We start from the raw sequence: 20586 nt of genomic DNA, 5'->3' as shown, positions 1-20586 counted from the left end.
ATTCCTTCAACTAGCTTGCTTTTCCGCACCACAACCAGAGATCGGAGCCTCTAGTGGCTCCTAATCCGCGCAAACACCCACTTTCTGCGTAGATAGCCCCCTCCAACGGCTTCTATTCCTTCAACTAGCTTGCTTTTCCGCACCACAACCAGAGATCGGAACCTCTAGTGGCTCCTAATCCGCGCGAACACCCACTTTCCTACGTAGACAGCCCCCCACAAAGACTCCGGATTCGCTAATTCTTGTCACCGTAACGTTGTTTTACAGCGTTAAGTTGATGCGGATGCTACGGATTCAGCATTTAGCGCTGTAAATCATCCTTATCGGCAGCTCATCGGGCCGGATTCCCCAATTCTTAACGCTGTAACGTTGTTTTACAGCGTTAAGTTGATGCGGACGCTACGGATTCAGCGTTTAGCGCTGTAAATCATCCTTATCGGCGGCCCATCGGCCGGATTCGCCAATTCATAAAGCTGTAACGTTGTTTTACAGCGTTAAGATGGTGCGGACGCTACGGATTCAGTGTTTAACGCTGTAAATCATCGTTATGGACGTGAGTCGGATCGGATTAGCGGATTCGCCGATCCGGCGGGAGCGAACGTGCTGGTTTCACTCTTCAGCGGTCTTCAAAGTCGTTTCCAGCTCCTGCAAGCGCAGAAGCAGCATCGGCACGGCGACGAATATAATCATCGTCGCAGCCGCTACAATGCCGGAGTCATTCAGCAGCAGCGCTGCGATGGCTCCAATCATATTAGCCGAGAACCCGTACATCCAGTACGGGTTCTCGGCCTTCCATACGCGGAGACGGCCGCGAGGACGGAGCACAAGGACCGCCATCACGAACAGGCTCGTGATGAGGACCTTGCTCCATGCGGATGCGCGCAGCAGGTGCACGTTCATCCGCAGCTTGCGCTCGATCAGATAGCCAATCTGATCGAACTGCCCGGCGCGCAGCGCGTGAAACGCGCGCCCGACATGGCTCTCCCGCGCAGCCGCCGCGGGAGAATCAGCGCTGTTGAGCAGCCACAGCGCCCCAAACCCCAGCGCGAGCAGCGCCGTCAGCAGGGCTGCGCCCCTGCCCAGGCGCAGCTCGCGCCAGCGATCGCCGGCGAAGCAGTGCACGCCGGCTACGCCGAAGGCGACCGCGGCGCTCAGCGCGCCGCCCGCGTTCGCCCCAAGGGACGGTGCCGCCAGGCACACCGTCACGAGCAAGAACGCCGCGACCGGCCCGAGGCCGCGCAGCACGGGACGACCGCGGCGCTGCAAAGCCGCCGTCACCCCGAGCACAAGGGCGCCAATCATCACGCCCATGTACTCATTGCCGATGCCATAATAGCGCGCGCCAATCATTGGATCGTAACCCAGCACAGCATATTTCATCGCAGGCGAGCCTATACAGGCATCCATCATAATGATCCCTGCGGTTCCGTAGGCAAGCCAGATCATACTTGTGAACAAGGACCTTCTTTCCAAGGCTGCAGAAAGCAGCAAGCTCCCGCCAATAAAGAGACCAATCAGCAGCAGGATCGAATTATCTATACCTAGAACTTTGGTCAAAGGTACCGTTATGAGCCCTAATATCAGCATCACAGCTGGCGCTACAAGCAAAGCGTACAAGAGTGTGCGCACCGTTCTACGCCAAGGAAATCTCCCGCTTCTCACCCACATGACATAGAACAAACTAACAAGCAGAACAACCATTTCACAAGTAACAAAAGGATACAAGAGAAGTGGTCGGCTGCGATAAATCATCTGAATGCTGCTAAGCTCCTGCTGCAGATCTCCAAGGGCATTGGCCTTGAGCGAAGTGGATAAAGGCAAACCGCTAAGCCCCGCCGGGAGAGGAATATGGCATTCATCCATGAGAGTACTTGTAAAATCCTGCATCGTCACCACACCCGGTCTTCGCGTAGATTCAGACACTAGCAATCCACCTTGGCTCATTCGGGTATAATGCACAAGCGGAGCTAGGTACATTTTGCCCCTGGCAGCTTCGTTATGAACCTCAGGTGAGAACAGCCACAGGCTTTCCTGATCCTTCATAGCAGACATCCATTGCCCGAACCATTGATCCATTTCGAGCAAAATTTGTGTTTTCAATTCTTGAAAGCGTGCCTCCGGGTAATGCTCCTTGTCTGCGTACAATCTGTACAAATCAGCAAATTCTATCAGATACACGCTGGACGGCTCCCTTTTGCCCAACAAAGCAAGCATTTCTGCATAATCGGTCGTTACACCGAACGGTCTATCCACAGCAGCGGTCAAAACACCGCGACCAAGTACTCCTTTATCCACAAAACCATTGGAATCCATAAGCATAAGAGGGCTATAACGCCTCACTTTATCCCCATCCACGCTTGAGATATGGCTCTCTTCACCGCTTGCGATTACAGTCCGCTGAATGCCATATGCTTTCAAGAAATCGCCCAGCATCCCGGGACCATAGGCTTTTTTGGCATTCACCTTGAGCAGCCGTGCAATATCAGGCACAATCAATGAATCCGGATTCAACTGCAGACTGTTATCTCCCACGTTCCTGCCAATATAACGCTCCCTTAATTTCGGAATAAGTGTTCCCTGCCACATTTCGTCGGCTTCAAACGCCTGCAAATCCGTTAATCCAACTGTAGGCTCGCCAGCCCCCATTGACACATACACATCACGCATGGTGCGATTAGCAGTACGTATATTCATTGCCCCGATCGCACCTTGTTCGATCATTTGCCTAAGATGAGGCAGCACATCCAGCTGTTCAGACTTCAATTCCATAAAGGATAGACCTGAGATCGAAATGATCGTCACCTGTTTATCTGGCATCGTTTTGTGGATGGATCGCTCATTTTGAGCCTCGAACCCATACGCACTTGTGGACAACTCCAACAAAAATAGGAAGATACCCACAAAATAGCCTGTCATTTTTAGTTTCAAGGAGAATCCTCCACATTTTTTGCTTTTAGCATTTTCCTCCAATCCAAAAAGTATCCACTGACGGATTGTTCCGATAATTTAAATCGGGCTATTTCTACCTCCGAATTCTTATCCACATCGTTATCCACATAAAAAAGAGGGGCTAAACCCGCCCCTCACTGCACTTTTCGTATGTTTTCCACAAACTTATCCACATTATCCCCAGAAAGTTGTGAAAAAGTTATTCTTTTCATTTCTACTTTGAAACCGTTGGTAATCGTGCTTTTCCACTAGTTATACACATTGTACACAGGGCATGTGTATAACTTTGCAAACAGGGCGTGTATATATCTAAGTTTTCTTACAATTTAATGCGCAGCATGATTTAAGAAGCTGTCGTCGCCTCGCTTGTTCCTGCCGGCTGGTTCTGCATCCGAATAGCTTGGTTGCAGGCCGAGATGAACGCCTTGGCTACGGCGACAAGGACGTCCTGGTCGATCCCTGTATTTTTGTAGGTTTGGCCGCCTACGGAAATAGTAACTTCGGCTTCTCCGGTTGCTTTTTCACCTGTGGATAACGAATGCAGCTCCAGATCCGAGAAATCGACTTCCATCGGAATCGCTTGTCTAAGACTCTGAACGATGGCTTCAATCGGGCCTTCTCCTGTTCCTGAGAATACCTTCTCCACCCCGGTTTGATTGTCTCTCACCGCAACGGAAGCGACTCGATCCTGGTCACTGTTGGATATAAGCTGCACATGGACCAGAGTGAAAGGCTCCATTTGACCATCCACCGTGGAACCAACAAGTTCCAGAAGCTGATCGTCCGTCACCATTTTTTGTTCATCCGCTTTCGCTTTGAAACGAGTGTACAGGCTATCCAGTTCTTCCCCGGTAAGCTCGATCCCGAACTGCCCCACCCGATGCTTCAAAGCATGGCGTCCTGAATGTTTGCCCAGAATGATCATGGACCGTGGAATACCCAGCTTCTCTGGGTCCATAATTTCATAGGTATTGCGGTTTTTCAGCAGTCCGTCTTGGTGGATGCCCGCTTCATGCTGGAACGCGTTGCGGCCGACGATCGGCTTGTTGTAGGCAATCGGGAAGCCCATGATGCGGCTGATCATTTTGGATGTGTTGAAAATCTCACTGGACACGATCCCTGTTTCCACCCCCATCGTATGCTTGCGTGTTTCGATCGCCATAACCAGTTCTTCAAGCGAGCAGTTTCCTGCGCGTTCCCCTACGCCATTGACTGTGACTTCGACATGCGTGACACCTGCTGCAATCGCAGCCAGACTGTTCGCTACTGCAAGACCAAGGTCATTGTGGCAATGAGCGCTATATTCAACCGTCTCGCCGCCCCTTACGCTCTGGCGCACTCTGCGGAACATAGCGCCATATTCTTCTGGGAGTGCATAACCGACTGTATCCGGGATATTAAGAATTGTAGCCCCTTCAGCAATCACTGCTTCCAGCACTTCAAAAAGGAATTCGTCCCCTGTCCGTGTTGCATCCATCGGTGAGAATTCGATGCGATCTACGAATTGCTTGGCATATCCGACCATCGAGCGCGCCATCTCAACCACTTGCTGACGGGATTTGCGCAGTTGGAAATCGAGATGAATATCCGATGACGAGAGGAACATGTGAATGCGGCGCGAAGCCGCATCTTGTGTCGCTTTGACCGCAGCGTCGATATCCGCCTTCATCGCTCTGGCGAAACCGCAAATCTCAACGGTCTGCAGTTCGCGGGAAATCTGCTGTACAGCTTGGAAATCCCCAGGACTTGAGATCGGGAAACCCGGTTCAATCGTATCTACGCCAATCTTGGCAAGCTGTCTGGCAATCCTAATCTTCTCTTCCGGATAAAGCGATGCGCCCGGCGCCTGCTCGCCATCTCTCAGTGTCGTGTCAAAAATGCGAATACGTCGATTGTTTGTAGTAGTTTCCATGGTTAAATTCCTCCTAAGGTTGGGCCAGTCGCAACTGGCAAGTCATTTATATTCGTCTGCCGATATACATGAGATGTGAGGAAGCCCCTAGCATATAAGGGCTCTCCGCTGCTTCAAAAATCAGTTTCTGGAATGCTCGGAATTCATCTTCGCCGCGATCACGCCAATAACCGAATTGGTCAGGCTTCAAGGCTCCAACAATGCTGGAGGAACCAATCAGTTTGAGACTTTCGAAGCCATGCGACTCCATAAAGGGGTTAATCTCATCGATGTTAAAATAATAAGCACCTGTAAATCTGCCTTCATCCGAGTGATTGAAAATCCCTGTTTCAGCAAAAGTCTGAATGTCCGTCATATTATCATTGGGCTGCCAATGCCCAGGGTGCATCAAGGAAGTCATGATATGTCGTATCCTGGTCATACAGGCAACGAACACGATCCCGCCAGGCTTCGTTACTCTGTGCAATTCTTGCACAGCCTTATCTCGATTCTCTTGGGCTTGCAAATGATACAACGGGCCGAGCATCATCGAAGCATCAAATGCCTCCGAATGGAACAGGCTCAAATCCCTGGCATCCGCAATGTGAAAACCTTTGAAGCATTCCGTAAGCTTTTGTTCCTCCACCTTGTCACGCGCTAGTTCGACCAGTCTTGGGGTCAAGTCTGTCAAGGTAACTTCATAACCGCATTTCGCTAATTCAATGGCGTATTTCCCTGGCCCAGCCCCGTTATCCAAAATGTGCCCTTGCTGTGGCAGATAACGCTGGATATGATGCCAATTGATCATCATTTCCACAGGCTCCCGGTCAAGGCGACCCCATTCATCGAATCGGTTGTAGTAGTCAATCACTTTATCCATGCCTCTTCCTCCCCTTCCGCAGACGACAAAAAGACCCGTCATCTCCACATAAGAGACGACGGGTCTTCACCCAGCGCGGTACCACTCTTGTTGACTCCTGTCAGGGAGCCCACCTCAGATCCAGTCAGCATACTGCCAACTAGATCACCTGATCACGGAGGTCATCCGTTCATCCCTACCAGCTTCTTACTTCTGCTGCTCAGGATGACCGCTTCCAAGCGAGTTCAGGGATTTCACGGTCTGCGTCGCATCAACCCGCAGCTTTCTGTACCGTTCAAGGGAGCCCTTACTACTCTTGTTCATTGCGTTTATTCTATATTTTGTAACTTTCAGAACAACCAAAAAAGCCTGCCATCTCTTATATAAGAGACGACAGGCTTGAACCTTCCGCGGTACCACTCTAATTGATCCGAGCTGTTACGCTCGAAACCACTCATGTACCTGATCACGGGGGTCAACCGTCAAGACCTACTTGGGTGCTGGATCCTTGGCATCCTTATCAGCCTTACCGCTCCCGGGCGAGTTCAGGTTCTGTTTCGTCTGTGCTTTCACCAAGCGCACAGCTCTCTGAGCGAAACTGATCATCCTTACTATTCCCGTTCGTTGCGTTTGAAAGTATTGATTGTGATTATAGTATGCGATTTTGGCAAAGTCAATACCGTTATCTGAAAATTTATTTTTTTCCGCTTTGGAAGCCTACCACTCTTCGAGCTTGAGCTGCGGCTCGGCTTTGAGCTCCAGCGAGTCGAATTCCTGCTTGTCCCACTTGAGGAAAGCGGCTGCGCCTATCATCGCAGCGTTGTCCGTGCAGAGGCCCAGCGGCGGCACCAGCAGCGGGACATCCAGCTCTGCGCAGCGCTCGGCAAGCCTGCTGCGCAGCCCTTTGTTCGCGGCGACGCCGCCCGCGAGCAGCAGCTGTTTGGCGCCGTATTCCCGTACGGCACGACTAGCCTTCTCCACAAGCACGTCGATGACGGAGGCTTGGAAGCCCTTGGCAATCTGCGCGACTTGTACGGCTTCGCCGCGCATCTTGCTTTGGTTGACGACGTTCAGCACAGCGGATTTCAACCCGCTGAAGCTGAAGTCGTAGGAGTCTGCCTCGAGCCAGGAGCGAGGCATCTTGATCTCTGATTCGGCTTCCTGCGCAAGCCGATCTACATGCGGTCCGCCCGGGTAAGGCAGGCCCATGGCCCGGGCGATCTTGTCGTAGGCCTCGCCAGCCGCATCGTCGCGCGTGCGCCCGATGATGCGGAACTGGCCCGGCCCTTCCATGTGAATCAGCTCGGTGTGTCCGCCGGACACCACGAGCGAGATCAACGGATACTCGAGCTCATGCACCAGTTGATTCGCATAAATATGACCCGCGATATGGTGGACACCAATCAGCGGGAGATCCAGCGCGCAAGCCAAAGCTTTGCCTGCGACGACGCCCACCAGCAGGGCCCCGATCAGTCCGGGCCCCTCTGTTACGGCAATCGCAGACAGCTCTTGCAGCGATATGCCCGCTTCTTGAACGGCTTCCTCGAGCATCCATGTGATCGATTCCACATGCTTGCGGGAAGCCACTTCCGGCACAACGCCTCCATAGCGCTGATGCGTTTCGATCTGGCTGGAAATCACATTGGAGCGGATGATTTTACCATTTTCGACAATCGCCACGGAGGTCTCGTCACAGCTTGTCTCGATAGCCAAAATGTAAACCTGCTTCGTCTCCTGAACGGTGGCATTTCTTTGTTCTATTGTCTGTTGCTCATTAACTATTGTCTGTTGCTCGTTATCTTTCGTCACGTATTCCACCTGCTGAAAGCCTCAATCTCCGAGACTTTCCCTTCCTCGTCTGGGCAAATCCACCCACATAATAACGGCATCCTCGCGATTATCCGTGTAGTACCCTTTACGCACGCCAACGGAGCGAAAACCGACTTTTTCATACAAATTTTGCGCGACATCATTCGAGGCGCGCACTTCCAATGTCATGCGGATAGCACCTAAGAAAGCAGCGGTTTTCATCAATTCGCGAATGAGCCGCTCCCCTAATTTGCGCCCTCTATACGTATTTCGAACAGCAATATTCGTCACATGCGCTTCTTCCATAATGAGCCACATGCCGCCATATCCGGCCACTTCGCCTTCGATATCCATAATCATATAATGCGCGAATTGATTATTCGTCAATTCGTTCTCAAAAGCACCTTTGGTCCACGGCGTCGTGAACGCTTCTTCTTCAATTTCACATATATAAGGGATGTCCGCCGCATTCATAGAACGAAACACCATCGTATTCTCTGTCGTTTGGGGCTGACGCTGCTCCATAATCAATGATCCCCCTTCTTCGTTACAATGCCGGCCAACAAGTTAGCCTCTGCTTCCGGAAGTCTGGTGTAATTGGGGACGAAATTATGCACGTCCGCCTTCTCTCCTCTAGCCAACCTCGGATAGGCCAGAATCCCGATAAAGTGCGCTTCAATGCCATAAGACAGTTTGGTTGCAACGCCATGCCACGCTTGCGCGAATTGGTCAAGTTCATCATTGAACCCTTCTGTTTCACCAACAAACAGAATCTCTTGCGGCTTACGCTCAGCAGAAGCGATTAATGCAAGGATTTGGGCTGTCCATGGTCCAATTACGCGAATACCGTCAGGCAGCACTTCATGCCAACTAGCCGATAATCCACCGTCGGGCGTTAATGGTGAAGCTCCTTCGAAGGCGTATACAGCTGTAAAAGCTTGTCTCCGTCTTCCATCCAACAGCGGTACTACCCAGGTAAGTCCATTACTCCTCTGTTGTTCTTTCGCTGCGCCGCCTAAAGCAATGGCTTCGAGGCTGGACACGCCAATCAAATCCAGCCCCAGTGACCAAGCAAACGTTTTGGCCACAGAGACGGCAATCCGAACTCCCGTGTACGAGCCTGGTCCTTGTCCCACAGCAACCGATTGAAGATCCTGGGGCTTGAGATTCAGCTTAGCGAGCAGCTCTTGAATATGAGGAAGCAGTCCGATGGAATGGTTCCGTTCCGCGTAGGAGCTAACTTCGCCTAATAATTTTCCGTTGTCTAACAAAGCAACTGTCATGGCAGATGATGAGGTATCGATGGCCAAGCATCGTCCTGTAGGTATAGTCCGTTCAGTCATTGTAAATGTCCGTTCTCCTTCATTTGTACACACCAGCTCTGATACGGTTCTCCGTGCGGAGTAAGGTGAAATACTCGGGTTTGATCCCCCTGTTGGGTAATCGTAATTGTCAGTCGATCCGGTGGCAGCAGGTCTTCGATCAAGCTTGACCATTCAATCAGCGTCACACCTGCTCCGTAGAAATAATCTTCCAAGCCAAGTTCATCCGCTTCCTCTTGGGAAATGCGGTACATGTCCATATGGTAGAAGGGGAGGCCATCTCCCTCGTATTCTTTGATAATCGTAAATGTCGGAGAATTGACGGTATCGCGAATGCCGATCGCTCTTGCGAAGCCTTGCGAAAATCTCGTTTTCCCCGCGCCCAGGTCGCCATCCAGTGTCAGAACCGCGCCAGGAAGCAGATAAACAGCCAGCCATTTCCCCAATTGATCGGTATCTTCCTCGTGTCTGGATAAATAGGTAAATGTGGATTGAGTCAGTGATCTCATCCCTTTCTTCCGTTTGCGCGTGCTGCTCCTATTATAGTCCTCGCCAGCAGGCAACATCAACTCTGTAACGAAAAAAAAGCCCGCTCCGATGTGAATCGGAGCAAGCTCAGCGGCACTCTCCAAGACTAGTGAACCTCTTCCAACTCTTGGACGGTGACTAACCTGGAATCGGCCGGATTTTCTTCCGCATGGACTTTGGCCACTGCTTTACTGGCATCGACACTGTCAATCCAGACTGGCAGGCCGTTCAGTTCAACGGTAATTTTCTCGTCAGCGGCTAATATTTCTTGCGCGCGATGAACGTTCATGGCTCATCCAAAACCGATTCCGGATGGTCCATCGTATCCGTTGTCGAAGATTCAATTAATCCGCCTTGAATGGTGACGTTGCCGCCCCCCAAGCCCTCGTTGATCATGCGGTCAATATCCATGAAATGATCTTCTTGCCCCTGATTGCTCGTATCTTGGGAACTATTTGCCTCTTTTGCCATCCGTGAACCTCTCCTTAGCGCTGTTTTATCATGAAAGCCCTTAGTCACTTTCACGTTTAACGTTCCCACCCCGCAGACAATCCATTCTCTTAAATCCCTGCCGTATAAAGGAAACGAATCAAGAGAATACTAGTACAATCAAGGTTAATGGGGAGGTATGAAGCCATGCATACGGTTTGGAAGGGCGCTATCAGTTTCGGGCTTGTTCATGTGCCTGTTAAGATGTTTTCGGCAACAGAAGATAAGGATATCTCGATGCGTTACATACATAAAACGTGTATTACTCCTCTCTCCTATGTTCGGAAATGCCAGACTTGTGAGAAGGAAGTAGAATGGGAGGAAATCTCGAAGGGCTACGAGTACGAGCCTGGGCGCTTCGTTCTATTTGAAAAGGATGAATTAGAAACGATCTCTGGGGAAGCGAATAAAGAGATCAAAATTCTTGATTTCGTCAACTTGACGGATATTGATCCCGTTTATTTTCAAAAGACGTATTATCTCGGTCCTGGAGATACGGGCGCCGGCGCCTATAATCTGCTGCTGGACTCTATGCGGCAAACTGGCAAAATCGGTATCGCCAAAGTCTCCATCCGTTCCAAAAGCTCGCTGGCTGCGATTCGTGTGATCGAGAACTGCCTGGCGATGGAAACGATTTTCTACCCTGATGAGATTCGTCCGATTTCGCAAGTCCCTAATCTTCCTGACAAGGTCACTGTCAATGAGCGGGAGATGGAGATGGCCAAGATGCTGATCAACCAGCTTTCAACCCCTTTTGAGCCGGAAAAGTACAAGGATGAGTACCGCGGCCGACTGTTGGAGGCGATTGAGCATAAAGTGGCTGGAGAGGAAATTCAATCCGCACCTGCGCTGCAGAAAACGAGCGTCATCGACCTCATGGCTGCGCTGCAAGCAAGTCTCGATGCAACCAAATCGGATGGTACTGGCACAGATGGCAAAGTAACTTTGGAGCAGGATGCCAGCGTGTCCGAAGTCAAGAAGCCCAAAGCCAAAACGCCGCGAGCCAAGAAAGCCAAAGAACCTATCACGTAAACCATAAAGATTTATTTCATAAAAGCGCTTCGGCTTGGATGCCAATTGGATCCCAACTCAAGCGTTTTTTGACTTGTCCGAATGCTGCTCAAGATTAGATGTTTTTGATTACGGTTCTAGCTGTAGTAGGACGCCAGTTCAGAATTTTCACTAGCTGCTCTTGCATATACCCCGGCGTGTGCGTGAAGCCGCTCTCCACCCAATGAAATACAAACCCCAACAAAGCATGAATCGAATAAATCGCGAGCAGCTCTTGATCGAGGTCATCTCTTTTATCAGGATAAATCAGCTCTTCCTGTAAAATTTGTTTCAAGGCGCCAAATATTTGCTCTTTCAACTTCGGCAGCACATCGCTTTTCGTGAGCACCGTGTAGACGGCTGACTGCTCAAAAATATGCTCAAAAATTTTAACTGAATTGGCGTGCAGTTCATCAATGTGGAACACTTTCACTTTTTCATAGGGCGCTCGGAAGGATTGAAGCAATTGTTGGATCAAATCGGAGATAATATCGTCAAGCAGAGCTTCCTTACTCTCGTAATTGGAATAAAAAGTCCCCCGGTTATAATTAGCGAGCTCAACAATTTCTGTAATCGATATCGCCGTAAATGGCTTATGCGTCATCAAGGAAAGCAGCGCACCTCTTAAAGCAGTTTTACTGCGAACAATGCGGCGGTCGACTTTTTTATTTTTTTCCACCATGATCTTCATTCCTTCTAAAAAGTTATTGAACAAAATCAATCATCTTGTTCGTTAGATAACAATCATGAACCTTTTACTGATTGTAATGCCTCGCCATAGTTTTATATAATCTAGGTAACAGATGTTTAGTATTCAACAACTGTTGGTTATATTCCTTTAAACAGTCGAAACGACTGAAACAACATTAAGAATGGTGGAGGAATGACGTATGAAACTAGCTGGAAAAGTGGCCGTTGTTACTGGTGCTGCCTCAGGCATGGGAAAAGCGATTGCCGAGTTGTTCGCGGCGGAAGGCGCTAAAGTGGTCGTCTCCGACCTGCGCATCGAGACGGCTCAAACCGTGGTATCCGGCATTGAAAGCAGCGGCGGACAAGCCCTTGCGATTGCCGCTAACGTAGCCAAAGAAGAAGACGTTCAACTATTAATAGATACGACTGTAAAAGAATTCGGCACCGTGGATATTTTGGTGAATAACGCGGGTATCATGGATAACTTCGTCCCTGCGGGAGATTTGACGGATGAGCTCTGGGAGCGAATATTTGCTATCAATACCACAGGTCCTATGCGGACTACGCGTAAAGTTCTCCCTATCTTTACGGAGCGCCAAAGCGGCGTTATCGTCAACATTGCTTCAGCCGGAGGCCTGTATGGTTCTCGCGCAGGCGCAGCCTATACGGCTTCCAAACATGCCGTGGTTGGATTCACGAAAAACGTCGGGTTTCAATATGCCAATCTGGGCATCCGCTGCAATGCTATCGCCCCTGGTGGCGTGAGCACGAATATTGGAACATCGATTAACGCCCCTAACCCATTTGGGATGGAGCGCGCTATGTCTGGCATGGGCTTGAATCCACGCGCTGGCGAACCAGAAGAAATCGCCAAGGTTGCCCTGTTTCTGGCCTCTGACGATTCAAGTTTTGTTAACGGTACGGTGGTTACAGCCGATGCAGGCTGGACAGCCTACTAATAGCTCTGCACCCAAGGAAGACTGCCGATCGCTTAGATCGGTGGTCTTTTTTTGTCAGAAAATTGATAAGTCCAGCCAAAAAAGTTAACATTAAGACGAATGATCCAAGTATAAAACAAAATGGAGAGAAGGTTATTATGCTTATTAATTTATTGTTAATTGCCATTCTGATTTTACTTACCGCAATTTTTGTCGCTACAGAATTCGCCGTTATTCGGATTCGTCCTAGCCGCGTCGACCAAATGGTTGCCGAAGGCAAAAAAAATGCGCTAGCCGTGCAAACGGTCACGTCCAATTTGGATGGATACCTGTCTGCGTGCCAGCTTGGGATCACCATTACCGCTTTGGGACTTGGTTGGCTGGGTGAGCCTACGGTCGAGAAAATCCTTCATCCTTTGTTTGAATGGCTAGGTGTGAGTGACACTTTATCTCATATTTTATCATTCAGTATTGCATTTATTTCCATTACATATATTCATGTTGTCCTTGGTGAGTTAGCGCCCAAAACGCTTGCCATCCAGAAAGCAGAAGCCATTTCCACCCTCACCGCGCCGCTTATTATTTATTTTTATAAAATCATGTATCCGTTTATATGGGTTTTAAATGGCTCAGCGAACCAGCTCGTCAAGATTTTTGGCGTCCAACCTGCGGGCGAACATGAAGAAGCACACTCGGAAGAGGAAATCCGCATTATTTTGTCAGACAGCTATATGAGCGGGAAAATTAATAAATCCGAATACGGCTATGTGAATCGCATCTTTTCGTTTGACGATTTGTTGGCGCGTGAGATCATGATTCCTCGGACAGATATGATTTGCCTCTATGCGGATAAGCCGCTGGAAGAGAACCTGAGCATTATTGCCAAAGAACAATACACCCGTTTTCCAGTTGCCAAAGAGAGCAAAGATCATATTATTGGTTTCGTGAATACGAAACAATTCTTCCTAAGCTATCTTCACAACCCAGACTTCGATTTCAAAAGCTTGCTTCAGCCGATGCTGACGATTCCGGAAAGTATGCCCGCGAAAACTTTGCTTAGGAAGATGCAGAAAGAAAATGTCCATATCGCTCTGCTGCTTGATGAATATGGCGGTACTTCGGGTTTAATCACGATTGAAGATATTCTGGAAGAAATCGTTGGCGAGATCCGCGACGAGTTCGACAAAGATGAAATAAAAGAAATTCAGACAATAGGTGAAAATCACTATTTAGTCGATGGCATGGTCTTGTTAAATGAGCTGAATTACGCGCTGGGAACTGACATTCAAGATGAGCATGTTGATTCAATTGGAGGTTGGCTGTACAGCAGGCAGCCTGAGCTTGCCATCGGCGAAGAATGGCCTTATCGTTCCCTGACCTTCATTGTGCGTGAGAGGGATAACAACCGAATACGTAAAATTGAGATATTGAAACGATAAGGGAGAAACAATATAGCCAATTTAACTAGGGAGCTTTGTTGCTTGGCGATAAGAGTCTCCAGAGACTTCTAATCGTGAAAAACAACTCCTTTTTGTGCAAATAGGAGCTCCCAGGGACTCTTATTGCTACTTGTGTAGCGGTTTTTGCGTGTTCACTGACGATAAGGGTCTCAAGAGACTTCTAATCGTGAAAAACAACTCCTTTTTGCGCAAATAGAAGCTCCCATGGACTCTTATTTTGCCGAAACGGAGGCGCTGCTTTTTCAGGTCTATTTACCTTTCGGAACAGCGCCCCTCTGATTTAATTCTGATTAAGAAAGCACTCCTTAGCATCCAGCTGAACGAAAGATTGAATACTTGGGTGTCTCAGCGTCTTGTTTGGGGTCCATTCCAAAAAACTCACTTTAACAACTACTGAGGGTTCTATCCATATCGCCTCTTTCGCTCTTTCCGGTTCATTGATAAAGGGGCGTTCATTTGTTCGAATGCTTTGAACTTTCTCGGTTACATGCTGCCAGTCTTTCATTGTAAGTTTGCCAGTACCCGCATGACCAATGTACCAAAGCTGATTTTGATCATCATACAAACCCAGCAGAAGTGAATTCACCATTTTATCCCTGTAAGTAACGCCGCCAACGACGGCGAATAGATCTTTAAAAATCTTTTTTTTAAGCCATCTCTTATCTTTGCCATTGATCAAATAAGGACTGTTCAGGTCTTTGATGACGATCCCTTCCAGGTCATGCTGCATCACTACTTGAAATAGAGCTTCAATGTCTGAATGGTTAGCAACTAATTGAACTTGCTGACTAGGTTTAATTATTTTTTGCAAGACAGCTTGTCGCTCTGAAAGGCTCAAGTGCGTCAGCCAATCCCTATCACAGTAAAGGATATCAAAAATCATATAGGTTATTGGCACCTGACGCATGGCGTTAGTCACTGTACTTGTTTTTCTAGCGCTGTCGCGTCTCATAATCTCATAAAAGGAAGGCTTTCCTTGATCAAGCGCAATAATCTCTCCGTCTAAAATGACAGAATTGGCTGAGCAGAAATCTTGCGGATGGGTTAGTTCAGGATATTGCAATGTCCTTTCATTGCCTCTGCGATTTATTAATTTGGTCGTACTTCCGTCGAAGTATAGTAACATTCTCACCCCATCCCATTTGATTTGGCTAGTAAAATGACTGCCCGAAGGCAATTCTTCCGTACTAATGGGCTCAAACGGGGTTATTGGTACAAAATCCAAATCAGTGCCCCCTCTATATTGTTGGTAGTAACATTATTCACCATATAATTGTTAATATTACTACCATTTTCACAATAAATTATTTCTATAAAGGAGCGACAACATGTCTTCAGAATTGGGCACCAAAGAGAATCCATGGAAATTAAAGACACCTCCGCAATCGTCGGAGTATGAGATGTACAAGGACGAGAAGGACGGTAAAGCCATCCTCGTCTGTACCGTAGGGAAAACTGTCTTGCATTATGACTATCGCTGTATCGAAGATTTAACAACGATGCTCAAGCAGCATGGAGATTGGATCGAGCTTGGAAGCGCGGATGAGCAGAAACCTGCCAAAGAAGGCACGGTAGAAAGCTGGGGACGCTCTTCGGAGAATCCAGTCGGTGGTTGGTATGGGCTGAAAAAAGGCTTTCGCGGCCGTTTTGGCATGTACATACCTCCCTTATTAGAGGAGCTGCAGCTTGCGGAAGTAGAGCATAATCCGAGAAATAATCGGATGCGCGCCCTGTAGGAATTGAACCTCGAACTCCATGCTTTTGGGAGTTCGAGGTTCTTTTTCATTGACGTATATAATCAAATAATTATATACTAATTCAAGAGTTGGAAGGAGCGTGTACCTTTGATGGAAATTGAAAAGATGGCCGATATCTGCAAGCTGCTAGGCGATAAAATGAGGCTGACGATTCTCACCCTGCTCCGAGAACGCGAGCTCTGTGTCTGCGAAATTGTCGACATCATGCAAACTAGTCAACCCAATGTCAGTCAACATATGCGAAAATTAAAAGCTGGCGGGCTGGTGAAGGAAGCGAAGCGTGGACAGTGGGTATATTATTCGTTAGCTATCGCCGATAAACCATATCTGCATGAATTGCTGCAAACTTTGCCTACGCCGAGCATGCTTACTGCTATATCTTGCGAGCAGGGAAGTTGCTGCGATTAACATTCAGGAGGAATCTATGATTTATTTGGCCATTATCATCTTCTTACTTACACTTTTCTTTGTAATTTGGCAGCCACGAGGGCTCAGCATAGGCTGGTCAGCGTCGGCCGGAGCCTTACTTGCCTTGCTTTGCCAAGTTGTTAGCTTGCAGGACGTCGTGACCGTAACCGGGATCGTATGGAATGCAACGTTAGCTTTTGTCGGCATTATCCTCATTTCACTCATCCTAGATAATATTGGTTTCTTTGAATGGGCTGCCTTACATATGGCCCGGTTAGCCAAAGGGAACGGCAAAGTCATGTTCGTCTATGTCATCCTGTTGGGGGCCGCGGTCTCTGCCCTATTCGCCAATGATGGCGCTGCGCTTATTTTGACACCGATCGTACTCGCTATGGCCCGCGCTTTGAAATTTCCAAATCCGATGATCCTTCCCTTCATTATGGCGAGCGGCTTTATTGCGGATACTGCTTCTCTCCCGTTTACGATCAGCAACCTAGTCAATATCGTCTCTGCTGACTTCTTCGGCATTGATTTTGTGACCTATGCAAGCCGTATGATCGTTACAAGTCTATTCTCCCTAGGAGCAAGTTTACTTGTGCTTTATCTGTATTTTAGAAAAGAGATCCCCACCCATTATGAGATTTCGGATCTTAAACGGCCAGCAGACGCCATCAAAGATATCGCGCTCTTCCGACTCTCCTGGGTCATTCTTGCGATTTTGTTAGCTGCTTACTTCCTAAGCGGATTTATAAAAGTTCCTGTTTCCTTCTTAACTGGAGCGGCAGCCTTATTCTTTATACTGATTGCCCGTTCCAGCAAAGCCATTGAAACTAAGAAAATCATAAAAGAAGCTCCCTGGACAATTGTTATTTTCTCCATCGGGATGTACGTCGTTGTTTATGGGTTGAAAAATGCTGGCTTAACCGACGCGCTTGGCAACTGGATAGAACTCTTCGCCAAACAAGGGTTATTTGCGGCAACTGTCGGGATGGGCTTTCTCGCTGCCATTCTTTCATCTGTGATGAATAACCTGCCGACCGTTTTGATTGGCGCATTGGCGATTCATGGTACACAAACCGAGGGCATCATGCGGGAAGCGCTGATTTATGCCAATGTCATCGGCTCTGATTTGGGACCCAAAATTACGCCGATTGGCTCACTCGCCACCCTCTTATGGCTCCACGTCCTCTCCAAAAAAGGGATTACTATTACTTGGGGGGCCTATTTTAAAATCGGCTTCATTCTTACAGTTCCCACTTTGTTTATTACGTTAACGGGTTTGTATGTGTGGTTAAAAATTATTTCATAAAAGGAGTGGTTTCTATGAGCAAAAAAATCGTCTATTTTCTATGCACAGGAAATTCCTGCAGGAGTCAAATCGCGGATGGCTATCTGAAGGCTTTGGGCGGGGATGCCTACGAAGTCAGAAGCGCCGGGCTGCAGGCTCACGGGCTAAACCCCAGAGCCGTAGCTGCCATGTTGGAAGATGGCCTTGATATTTCGCACCATACCTCGGATGTCATCGATCCGGAGATTTTAAGTCAAGCTGACTATATTATTACTTTGTGCGGGCATGCCAATGAAAATTGCCCTGTCGTGCGCAATGAGACAGCGATTCGCTGGCATTGGGGTTTCGACGACCCAGCTAAAGCGACAGGAACTGAGGAAGAAATTACCGCACAGTTCCGCGCGGTCCGCGAGGCAATTAAGCAGCGGATTGAGGCATTTGTTAGGGACGGGAAGTAAGGCACGTGTCTTACTTCCCAAAGAAAGGGCTGTCCTCAAAGGTCAATCGACCTTGGGGATAGCCCTTACGAATTACGTCGGCCTTACCTTTCGATAGTTTGCTCGCGTTTCGGGCCAACGGATACCCATTTTATCGGTACACCGATTAATTTTTCAATATAAAGCACATAATTCTGAGCAGCAGTCGGCAGCTCCTCGAAAGAACGAATATGGGAGATGTCACATTGCCAGCCTTGAAGAGTTTCATAGACGGGTTCTGCCCGCTGTAATTGCTCGGTACTCAGGAAATCTGAGCTCAAAGCACCATCAATGCGATAAGTCGTACAGACAGGGATTTCATCCAAGTAACCTAAAACATCCAAATTCGTTAAAGCTACCTCTGTAGCTCCTTGTATTCGGCAGCCATACTTGGTTGCAACGGCATCAAACCATCCTACACGCCTTGGCCTGCCGGTTGTAGCGCCATATTCCCCTGCATCTCCGCCTCGTTTGCGCAGCTCCTGAGCGGCTTCACCCTGAAGCTCTGAAACAAAGGGGCCTTCGCCCACACTGCTTGAATAGGCCTTGGTCACAGCCAGCACTTTTTGAATCGCATAGGGAGGGACACCTGCGCCTACAGCAGCATAACCAGCTAATGTCGATGAGGATGTCGTATACGGATAAATCCCGTGGTCCGGATCGCGCAGGGCTCCCAGTTGGCCCTCTACCAGTATCGTTTCCCCCTTAGCCAGAGCTTGTTGCAAAAGAACAGTCGTATTACACACATAAGGTTTAAGAAATGCTGCTTGTTCCTTTAATTCCTCCATCAGATGATCGATGTCCACGGGAGCCTGATTGTATAAATGCGTAAGAAGCACATTCTTGGATGCCAACGCTCTTCTCAGTTTTCCCCTCAATAACTCTTCATCCCATAGCTCCGAAACCTGAATCCCGATCTTGGCATATTTATCTGCATAAAATGGGGCAATTCCCTGTTTTGTTGAGCCAAATTTCCCGTCTCCCAAACGCAATTCCTCTAATTCATCGAATTGAATGTGATAGGGCATTACGACTTGTGTCCGGTCAGAAACACAGATTTTGGGTGCAGGCACCCCTCTCTCCATTAAATCATGAAGCTCCTGCTGGAATTTCCTTATGTTTAACGCTACGCCTGGACCAATCACATTCGTAGTCCCTGGATAGAAAACGCCCGATGGCAGCATGTGCAGCGAAAATTTGCCGTAATCATTAATGATCGTATGCCCCGCATTGCTGCCACCCTGATATCTTACGACATACGGAGAATGAACAGCCAGAACATCCGTCAGTTTCCCCTTTCCTTCATCGCCCCAATTTGCGCCTACAATCGCTGTAATTGTCAATTTCTTCACACCTTCTCGTTGAAATGACTTCCTACGATCAAGTATACTTACTTCGAATGCATTAGAAAAATTAATATAAATAATATTCGATATAAACTACATTGATGTCATAAGGGTGATCTAAACGATGATTCACAATATGGAGCTTTATCAAGTCTTCTATGTGACAGCCAAAGCAGGAAGCCTATCCCGAGCAGCGGAGGAGTTATATGTTACCCAACCTGCGATTACGCATTCCATCAAACAATTGGAAGCCAAATTAGGTGGACAATTGTTTTTCCGCACTCCGCGGGGCGTGAACCTTACGGTGGAAGGACGGGAGCTTTTTGCGTACATTGAGCAGGCCTACCATTTTATAGAAAATGGGGAAAGAAAAATTGCGGACATGCATCAGCTTGCCTATGGTGAAGTCAGAATTGGAGCGGGGGACACGCTCTGCAAGCATTTTCTGCTGCCCCATCTCAAAACGTTCCACGAATCCTTCCCACAAGTAAAAATACAAGTAACAAATAGAACGACAAAGGAAACGATTGCGCTTCTAAAAGAGGGTAAAATCGACTTAGGCATTGTGAACCTGCCTATCTCCGACCCTCAAATTATCATTCAGGAAAGCCTTTCTATTCATGACTGCTTTCTAGCAGGAGAAACCTACAAGCATCTGGCTGCAGCACCGATTTCGCTGAAAAAGCTGCTCGAACATCCCCTCATTTTACTTGAGAAAGGCAGCAGCACCCGGGCTTATCTGGATCAATTCGGAGAGAAGCAAGGCCTGCCGTTCAAGCCTGAAATTGAACTTGGAAGTGTTGATTTATTAATTGAATTTGCCAGAAATGGATTCGGCATTGCCTGTGCCATCAAAGAGTTCGTGCAGCAGGAATTAGCAGATGGAAATCTGTATGAGATTACGTTAGAAACACCTATACCAGCCAGGAAAATTGGAATTATTAAATTAAAAAGCACCCCGCTGTCTGCTGCTGCGAACCATATTTATGAGGCTTTAAGTTAAAAAGGCCTTAAGCATATATGCTTAGGCCTTTTTTAAATATAAGAGTTTATATGGTTTGGAGTGAACGCGGAGTTATGCCAACAGCCTCTCGCGGAAATAAAGGAACTACGATGCGCTATTCAAGCGAAAAGTGTCATTTTGGGTAGGGTGAGGGAACTACAGTACGCTATTTTGCCGTTTCATGGGAATTTTCAACGTTTTCGTGGAAATAAGACCCTGTAGGAGACCGTCGATTAACATTCTGCATCCAGCCCTCCCACTTCCCAATTAGCAAATTTTGTGGAAATTCTTAAAATTTACGTATGCGAGTCCTCATTTTGTTT

The 20586-nt window shown here is 48.1% G+C and carries 20 protein-coding genes and 2 other annotated features; of the genes, 8 read left to right on the top strand and 12 right to left on the bottom strand.

Annotated features, from left to right (window positions below; translation table 11 throughout):
- Positions 1-609 precede the first annotated feature (609 nt).
- From IEY34_RS34705 to IEY34_RS34665, 9 genes are all read right to left on the bottom strand, one after another.
- Complete coding sequence (locus IEY34_RS34705) at positions 610-2928, bottom strand: hypothetical protein (protein WP_189020627.1); 2319 nt, start codon at positions 2926-2928, stop codon at positions 610-612.
- Between the two features lie 364 nt (positions 2929-3292).
- The gene (locus IEY34_RS34700; protein WP_189020625.1) at positions 3293-4861 is read right to left on the bottom strand and encodes a 2-isopropylmalate synthase; all 1569 of its coding nucleotides are present in this window, start codon (positions 4859-4861) and stop codon (positions 3293-3295) included.
- Between the two features lie 46 nt (positions 4862-4907).
- Positions 4908-5720, bottom strand: coding sequence for a class I SAM-dependent methyltransferase (locus IEY34_RS34695; protein ID WP_189020623.1), 813 nt, complete (start codon positions 5718-5720; stop codon positions 4908-4910).
- A gap of 48 nt (positions 5721-5768) precedes the next feature.
- Positions 5769-6032 (bottom strand) — a binding site (T-box leader).
- Between the two features lie 50 nt (positions 6033-6082).
- Positions 6083-6333: a binding site (T-box leader), on the bottom strand.
- Between the two features lie 83 nt (positions 6334-6416).
- A complete protein-coding gene (tsaD, locus tag IEY34_RS34690; RefSeq protein WP_189020633.1) occupies positions 6417-7460 on the bottom strand; it encodes a tRNA (adenosine(37)-N6)-threonylcarbamoyltransferase complex transferase subunit TsaD in 1044 nt (347 codons plus the stop codon).
- Between the two features lie 69 nt (positions 7461-7529).
- The gene (gene rimI / locus IEY34_RS34685; RefSeq protein ID WP_189020621.1) at positions 7530-8033 is read right to left on the bottom strand and encodes a ribosomal protein S18-alanine N-acetyltransferase; all 504 of its coding nucleotides are present in this window, start codon (positions 8031-8033) and stop codon (positions 7530-7532) included.
- A gap of 2 nt (positions 8034-8035) precedes the next feature.
- Positions 8036-8851, bottom strand: a complete 816-nt coding sequence (tsaB, locus tag IEY34_RS34680; RefSeq protein WP_189020619.1) for a tRNA (adenosine(37)-N6)-threonylcarbamoyltransferase complex dimerization subunit type 1 TsaB — start codon at positions 8849-8851, stop codon at positions 8036-8038.
- Entirely contained in the window at positions 8848-9339 is a 492-nt protein-coding gene (tsaE, locus tag IEY34_RS34675) for a tRNA (adenosine(37)-N6)-threonylcarbamoyltransferase complex ATPase subunit type 1 TsaE (protein ID WP_189020631.1), read from the bottom strand. Before tsaE ends, tsaB begins: the two co-directional genes overlap by 4 nt.
- Positions 9340-9464: 125 nt before the next feature.
- Entirely contained in the window at positions 9465-9647 is a 183-nt protein-coding gene (locus IEY34_RS34670; protein WP_189020617.1) for an H-type small acid-soluble spore protein, read from the bottom strand.
- Positions 9644-9829: a hypothetical protein gene (locus tag IEY34_RS34665; protein WP_189020615.1), complete on the bottom strand. Its 186-nt coding sequence runs from the start codon at positions 9827-9829 to the stop codon at positions 9644-9646. Before IEY34_RS34665 ends, IEY34_RS34670 begins: the two co-directional genes overlap by 4 nt.
- Before the next feature lie 165 nt (positions 9830-9994).
- On the opposite strand from IEY34_RS34665, the gene ku reads away from it, so the two are divergent.
- Entirely contained in the window at positions 9995-10879 is an 885-nt protein-coding gene (gene ku, locus IEY34_RS34660) for a non-homologous end joining protein Ku (RefSeq protein WP_189020613.1), read from the top strand.
- 94 nt (positions 10880-10973) lie between these two features.
- On the opposite strand, the gene IEY34_RS34655 is transcribed toward ku, so the two are convergent.
- Entirely contained in the window at positions 10974-11579 is a 606-nt protein-coding gene (locus IEY34_RS34655; protein WP_189020611.1) for a TetR/AcrR family transcriptional regulator, read from the bottom strand.
- A 208-nt stretch (positions 11580-11787) separates the two neighbouring features.
- On the opposite strand from IEY34_RS34655, the gene IEY34_RS34650 reads away from it, so the two are divergent.
- Positions 11788-12546 (top strand): SDR family oxidoreductase, encoded by a 759-nt coding sequence (locus tag IEY34_RS34650; protein WP_189020609.1) that lies wholly within the window; start codon positions 11788-11790, stop codon positions 12544-12546.
- 137 nt (positions 12547-12683) lie between these two features.
- Positions 12684-13964 (top strand): hemolysin family protein, encoded by a 1281-nt coding sequence (locus tag IEY34_RS34645; RefSeq protein ID WP_189020607.1) that lies wholly within the window; start codon positions 12684-12686, stop codon positions 13962-13964.
- A gap of 301 nt (positions 13965-14265) precedes the next feature.
- Here the strand turns inward: IEY34_RS34645 and IEY34_RS34640 are convergent, their stop codons facing one another.
- Positions 14266-15210, bottom strand: a complete 945-nt coding sequence (locus tag IEY34_RS34640; RefSeq protein ID WP_189020605.1) for an ATP-dependent DNA ligase — start codon at positions 15208-15210, stop codon at positions 14266-14268.
- Positions 15211-15313: 103 nt separating this feature from the next.
- Here IEY34_RS34640 and IEY34_RS34635 point away from each other — a divergent pair, with 103 nt between their 5' ends.
- The 4 genes from IEY34_RS34635 to arsC all read left to right on the top strand — a co-directional run bounded on the left by IEY34_RS34635 (position 15314) and on the right by arsC (position 17896).
- A complete protein-coding gene (locus IEY34_RS34635; protein WP_189020604.1) occupies positions 15314-15721 on the top strand; it encodes a DUF6855 family protein in 408 nt (135 codons plus the stop codon).
- Between the two features lie 111 nt (positions 15722-15832).
- Positions 15833-16150 carry an ArsR/SmtB family transcription factor gene (locus tag IEY34_RS34630; protein WP_373291397.1) on the top strand — a complete coding sequence of 106 codons (318 nt, stop codon included), beginning with the start codon at positions 15833-15835 and terminating at the stop codon, positions 16148-16150.
- 16 nt (positions 16151-16166) lie between these two features.
- Complete coding sequence (locus IEY34_RS34625; protein ID WP_308423103.1) at positions 16167-17459, top strand: arsenic transporter; 1293 nt, start codon at positions 16167-16169, stop codon at positions 17457-17459.
- Positions 17460-17473: 14 nt separating this feature from the next.
- Positions 17474-17896 carry an arsenate reductase (thioredoxin) gene (arsC, locus tag IEY34_RS34620; RefSeq protein WP_189020598.1) on the top strand — a complete coding sequence of 141 codons (423 nt, stop codon included), beginning with the start codon at positions 17474-17476 and terminating at the stop codon, positions 17894-17896.
- An 83-nt stretch (positions 17897-17979) separates the two neighbouring features.
- Here arsC and IEY34_RS34615 read toward each other — a convergent pair whose 3' ends face one another.
- Positions 17980-19257, bottom strand: coding sequence for an adenylosuccinate synthase (locus IEY34_RS34615; protein ID WP_189020629.1), 1278 nt, complete (start codon positions 19255-19257; stop codon positions 17980-17982).
- A gap of 127 nt (positions 19258-19384) precedes the next feature.
- On the opposite strand from IEY34_RS34615, the gene IEY34_RS34610 reads away from it, so the two are divergent.
- A complete protein-coding gene (locus IEY34_RS34610) occupies positions 19385-20263 on the top strand; it encodes a LysR family transcriptional regulator (protein WP_189020596.1) in 879 nt (292 codons plus the stop codon).
- Positions 20264-20586 lie beyond the last annotated feature (323 nt).

Source organism: Paenibacillus marchantiophytorum, from assembly GCF_014640555.1.
In the GTDB taxonomy this organism is placed as follows: Bacteria; Bacillota; Bacilli; order Paenibacillales; family NBRC-103111; genus Paenibacillus_E; species Paenibacillus_E marchantiophytorum.
The sequence above is the reverse complement of the archived record's forward strand: the minus strand, read 5'-3'. Positions and strand labels throughout refer to the sequence as shown.

Excerpts from the sequence above, each read along its gene's own strand:
- IEY34_RS34700 (WP_189020625.1), bottom strand. The coding sequence starts at position 4,861 with ATGGAAACTACTACAAACAATCGACGTATTCGCATTTTTGACACGACA.
- IEY34_RS34695 (WP_189020623.1), bottom strand. The coding sequence starts at position 5,720 with ATGGATAAAGTGATTGACTACTACAACCGATTCGATGAATGGGGTCGC.
- rimI (WP_189020621.1), bottom strand. The coding sequence starts at position 8,033 with ATGGAGCAGCGTCAGCCCCAAACGACAGAGAATACGATGGTGTTTCGT.
- tsaB (WP_189020619.1), bottom strand. The coding sequence starts at position 8,851 with ATGACTGAACGGACTATACCTACAGGACGATGCTTGGCCATCGATACC.
- tsaE (WP_189020631.1), bottom strand. The coding sequence starts at position 9,339 with ATGAGATCACTGACTCAATCCACATTTACCTATTTATCCAGACACGAG.
- IEY34_RS34670 (WP_189020617.1), bottom strand. The coding sequence starts at position 9,647 with ATGAACGTTCATCGCGCGCAAGAAATATTAGCCGCTGACGAGAAAATT.
- IEY34_RS34665 (WP_189020615.1), bottom strand. The coding sequence starts at position 9,829 with ATGGCAAAAGAGGCAAATAGTTCCCAAGATACGAGCAATCAGGGGCAA.
- ku (WP_189020613.1), top strand. The coding sequence starts at position 9,995 with ATGCATACGGTTTGGAAGGGCGCTATCAGTTTCGGGCTTGTTCATGTG.
- IEY34_RS34655 (WP_189020611.1), bottom strand. The coding sequence starts at position 11,579 with ATGGTGGAAAAAAATAAAAAAGTCGACCGCCGCATTGTTCGCAGTAAA.
- IEY34_RS34650 (WP_189020609.1), top strand. The coding sequence starts at position 11,788 with ATGAAACTAGCTGGAAAAGTGGCCGTTGTTACTGGTGCTGCCTCAGGC.
- IEY34_RS34645 (WP_189020607.1), top strand. The coding sequence starts at position 12,684 with ATGCTTATTAATTTATTGTTAATTGCCATTCTGATTTTACTTACCGCA.
- IEY34_RS34635 (WP_189020604.1), top strand. The coding sequence starts at position 15,314 with ATGTCTTCAGAATTGGGCACCAAAGAGAATCCATGGAAATTAAAGACA.
- IEY34_RS34630 (WP_373291397.1), top strand. The coding sequence starts at position 15,833 with ATGGAAATTGAAAAGATGGCCGATATCTGCAAGCTGCTAGGCGATAAA.
- IEY34_RS34625 (WP_308423103.1), top strand. The coding sequence starts at position 16,167 with ATGATTTATTTGGCCATTATCATCTTCTTACTTACACTTTTCTTTGTA.
- arsC (WP_189020598.1), top strand. The coding sequence starts at position 17,474 with ATGAGCAAAAAAATCGTCTATTTTCTATGCACAGGAAATTCCTGCAGG.
- IEY34_RS34610 (WP_189020596.1), top strand. The coding sequence starts at position 19,385 with ATGATTCACAATATGGAGCTTTATCAAGTCTTCTATGTGACAGCCAAA.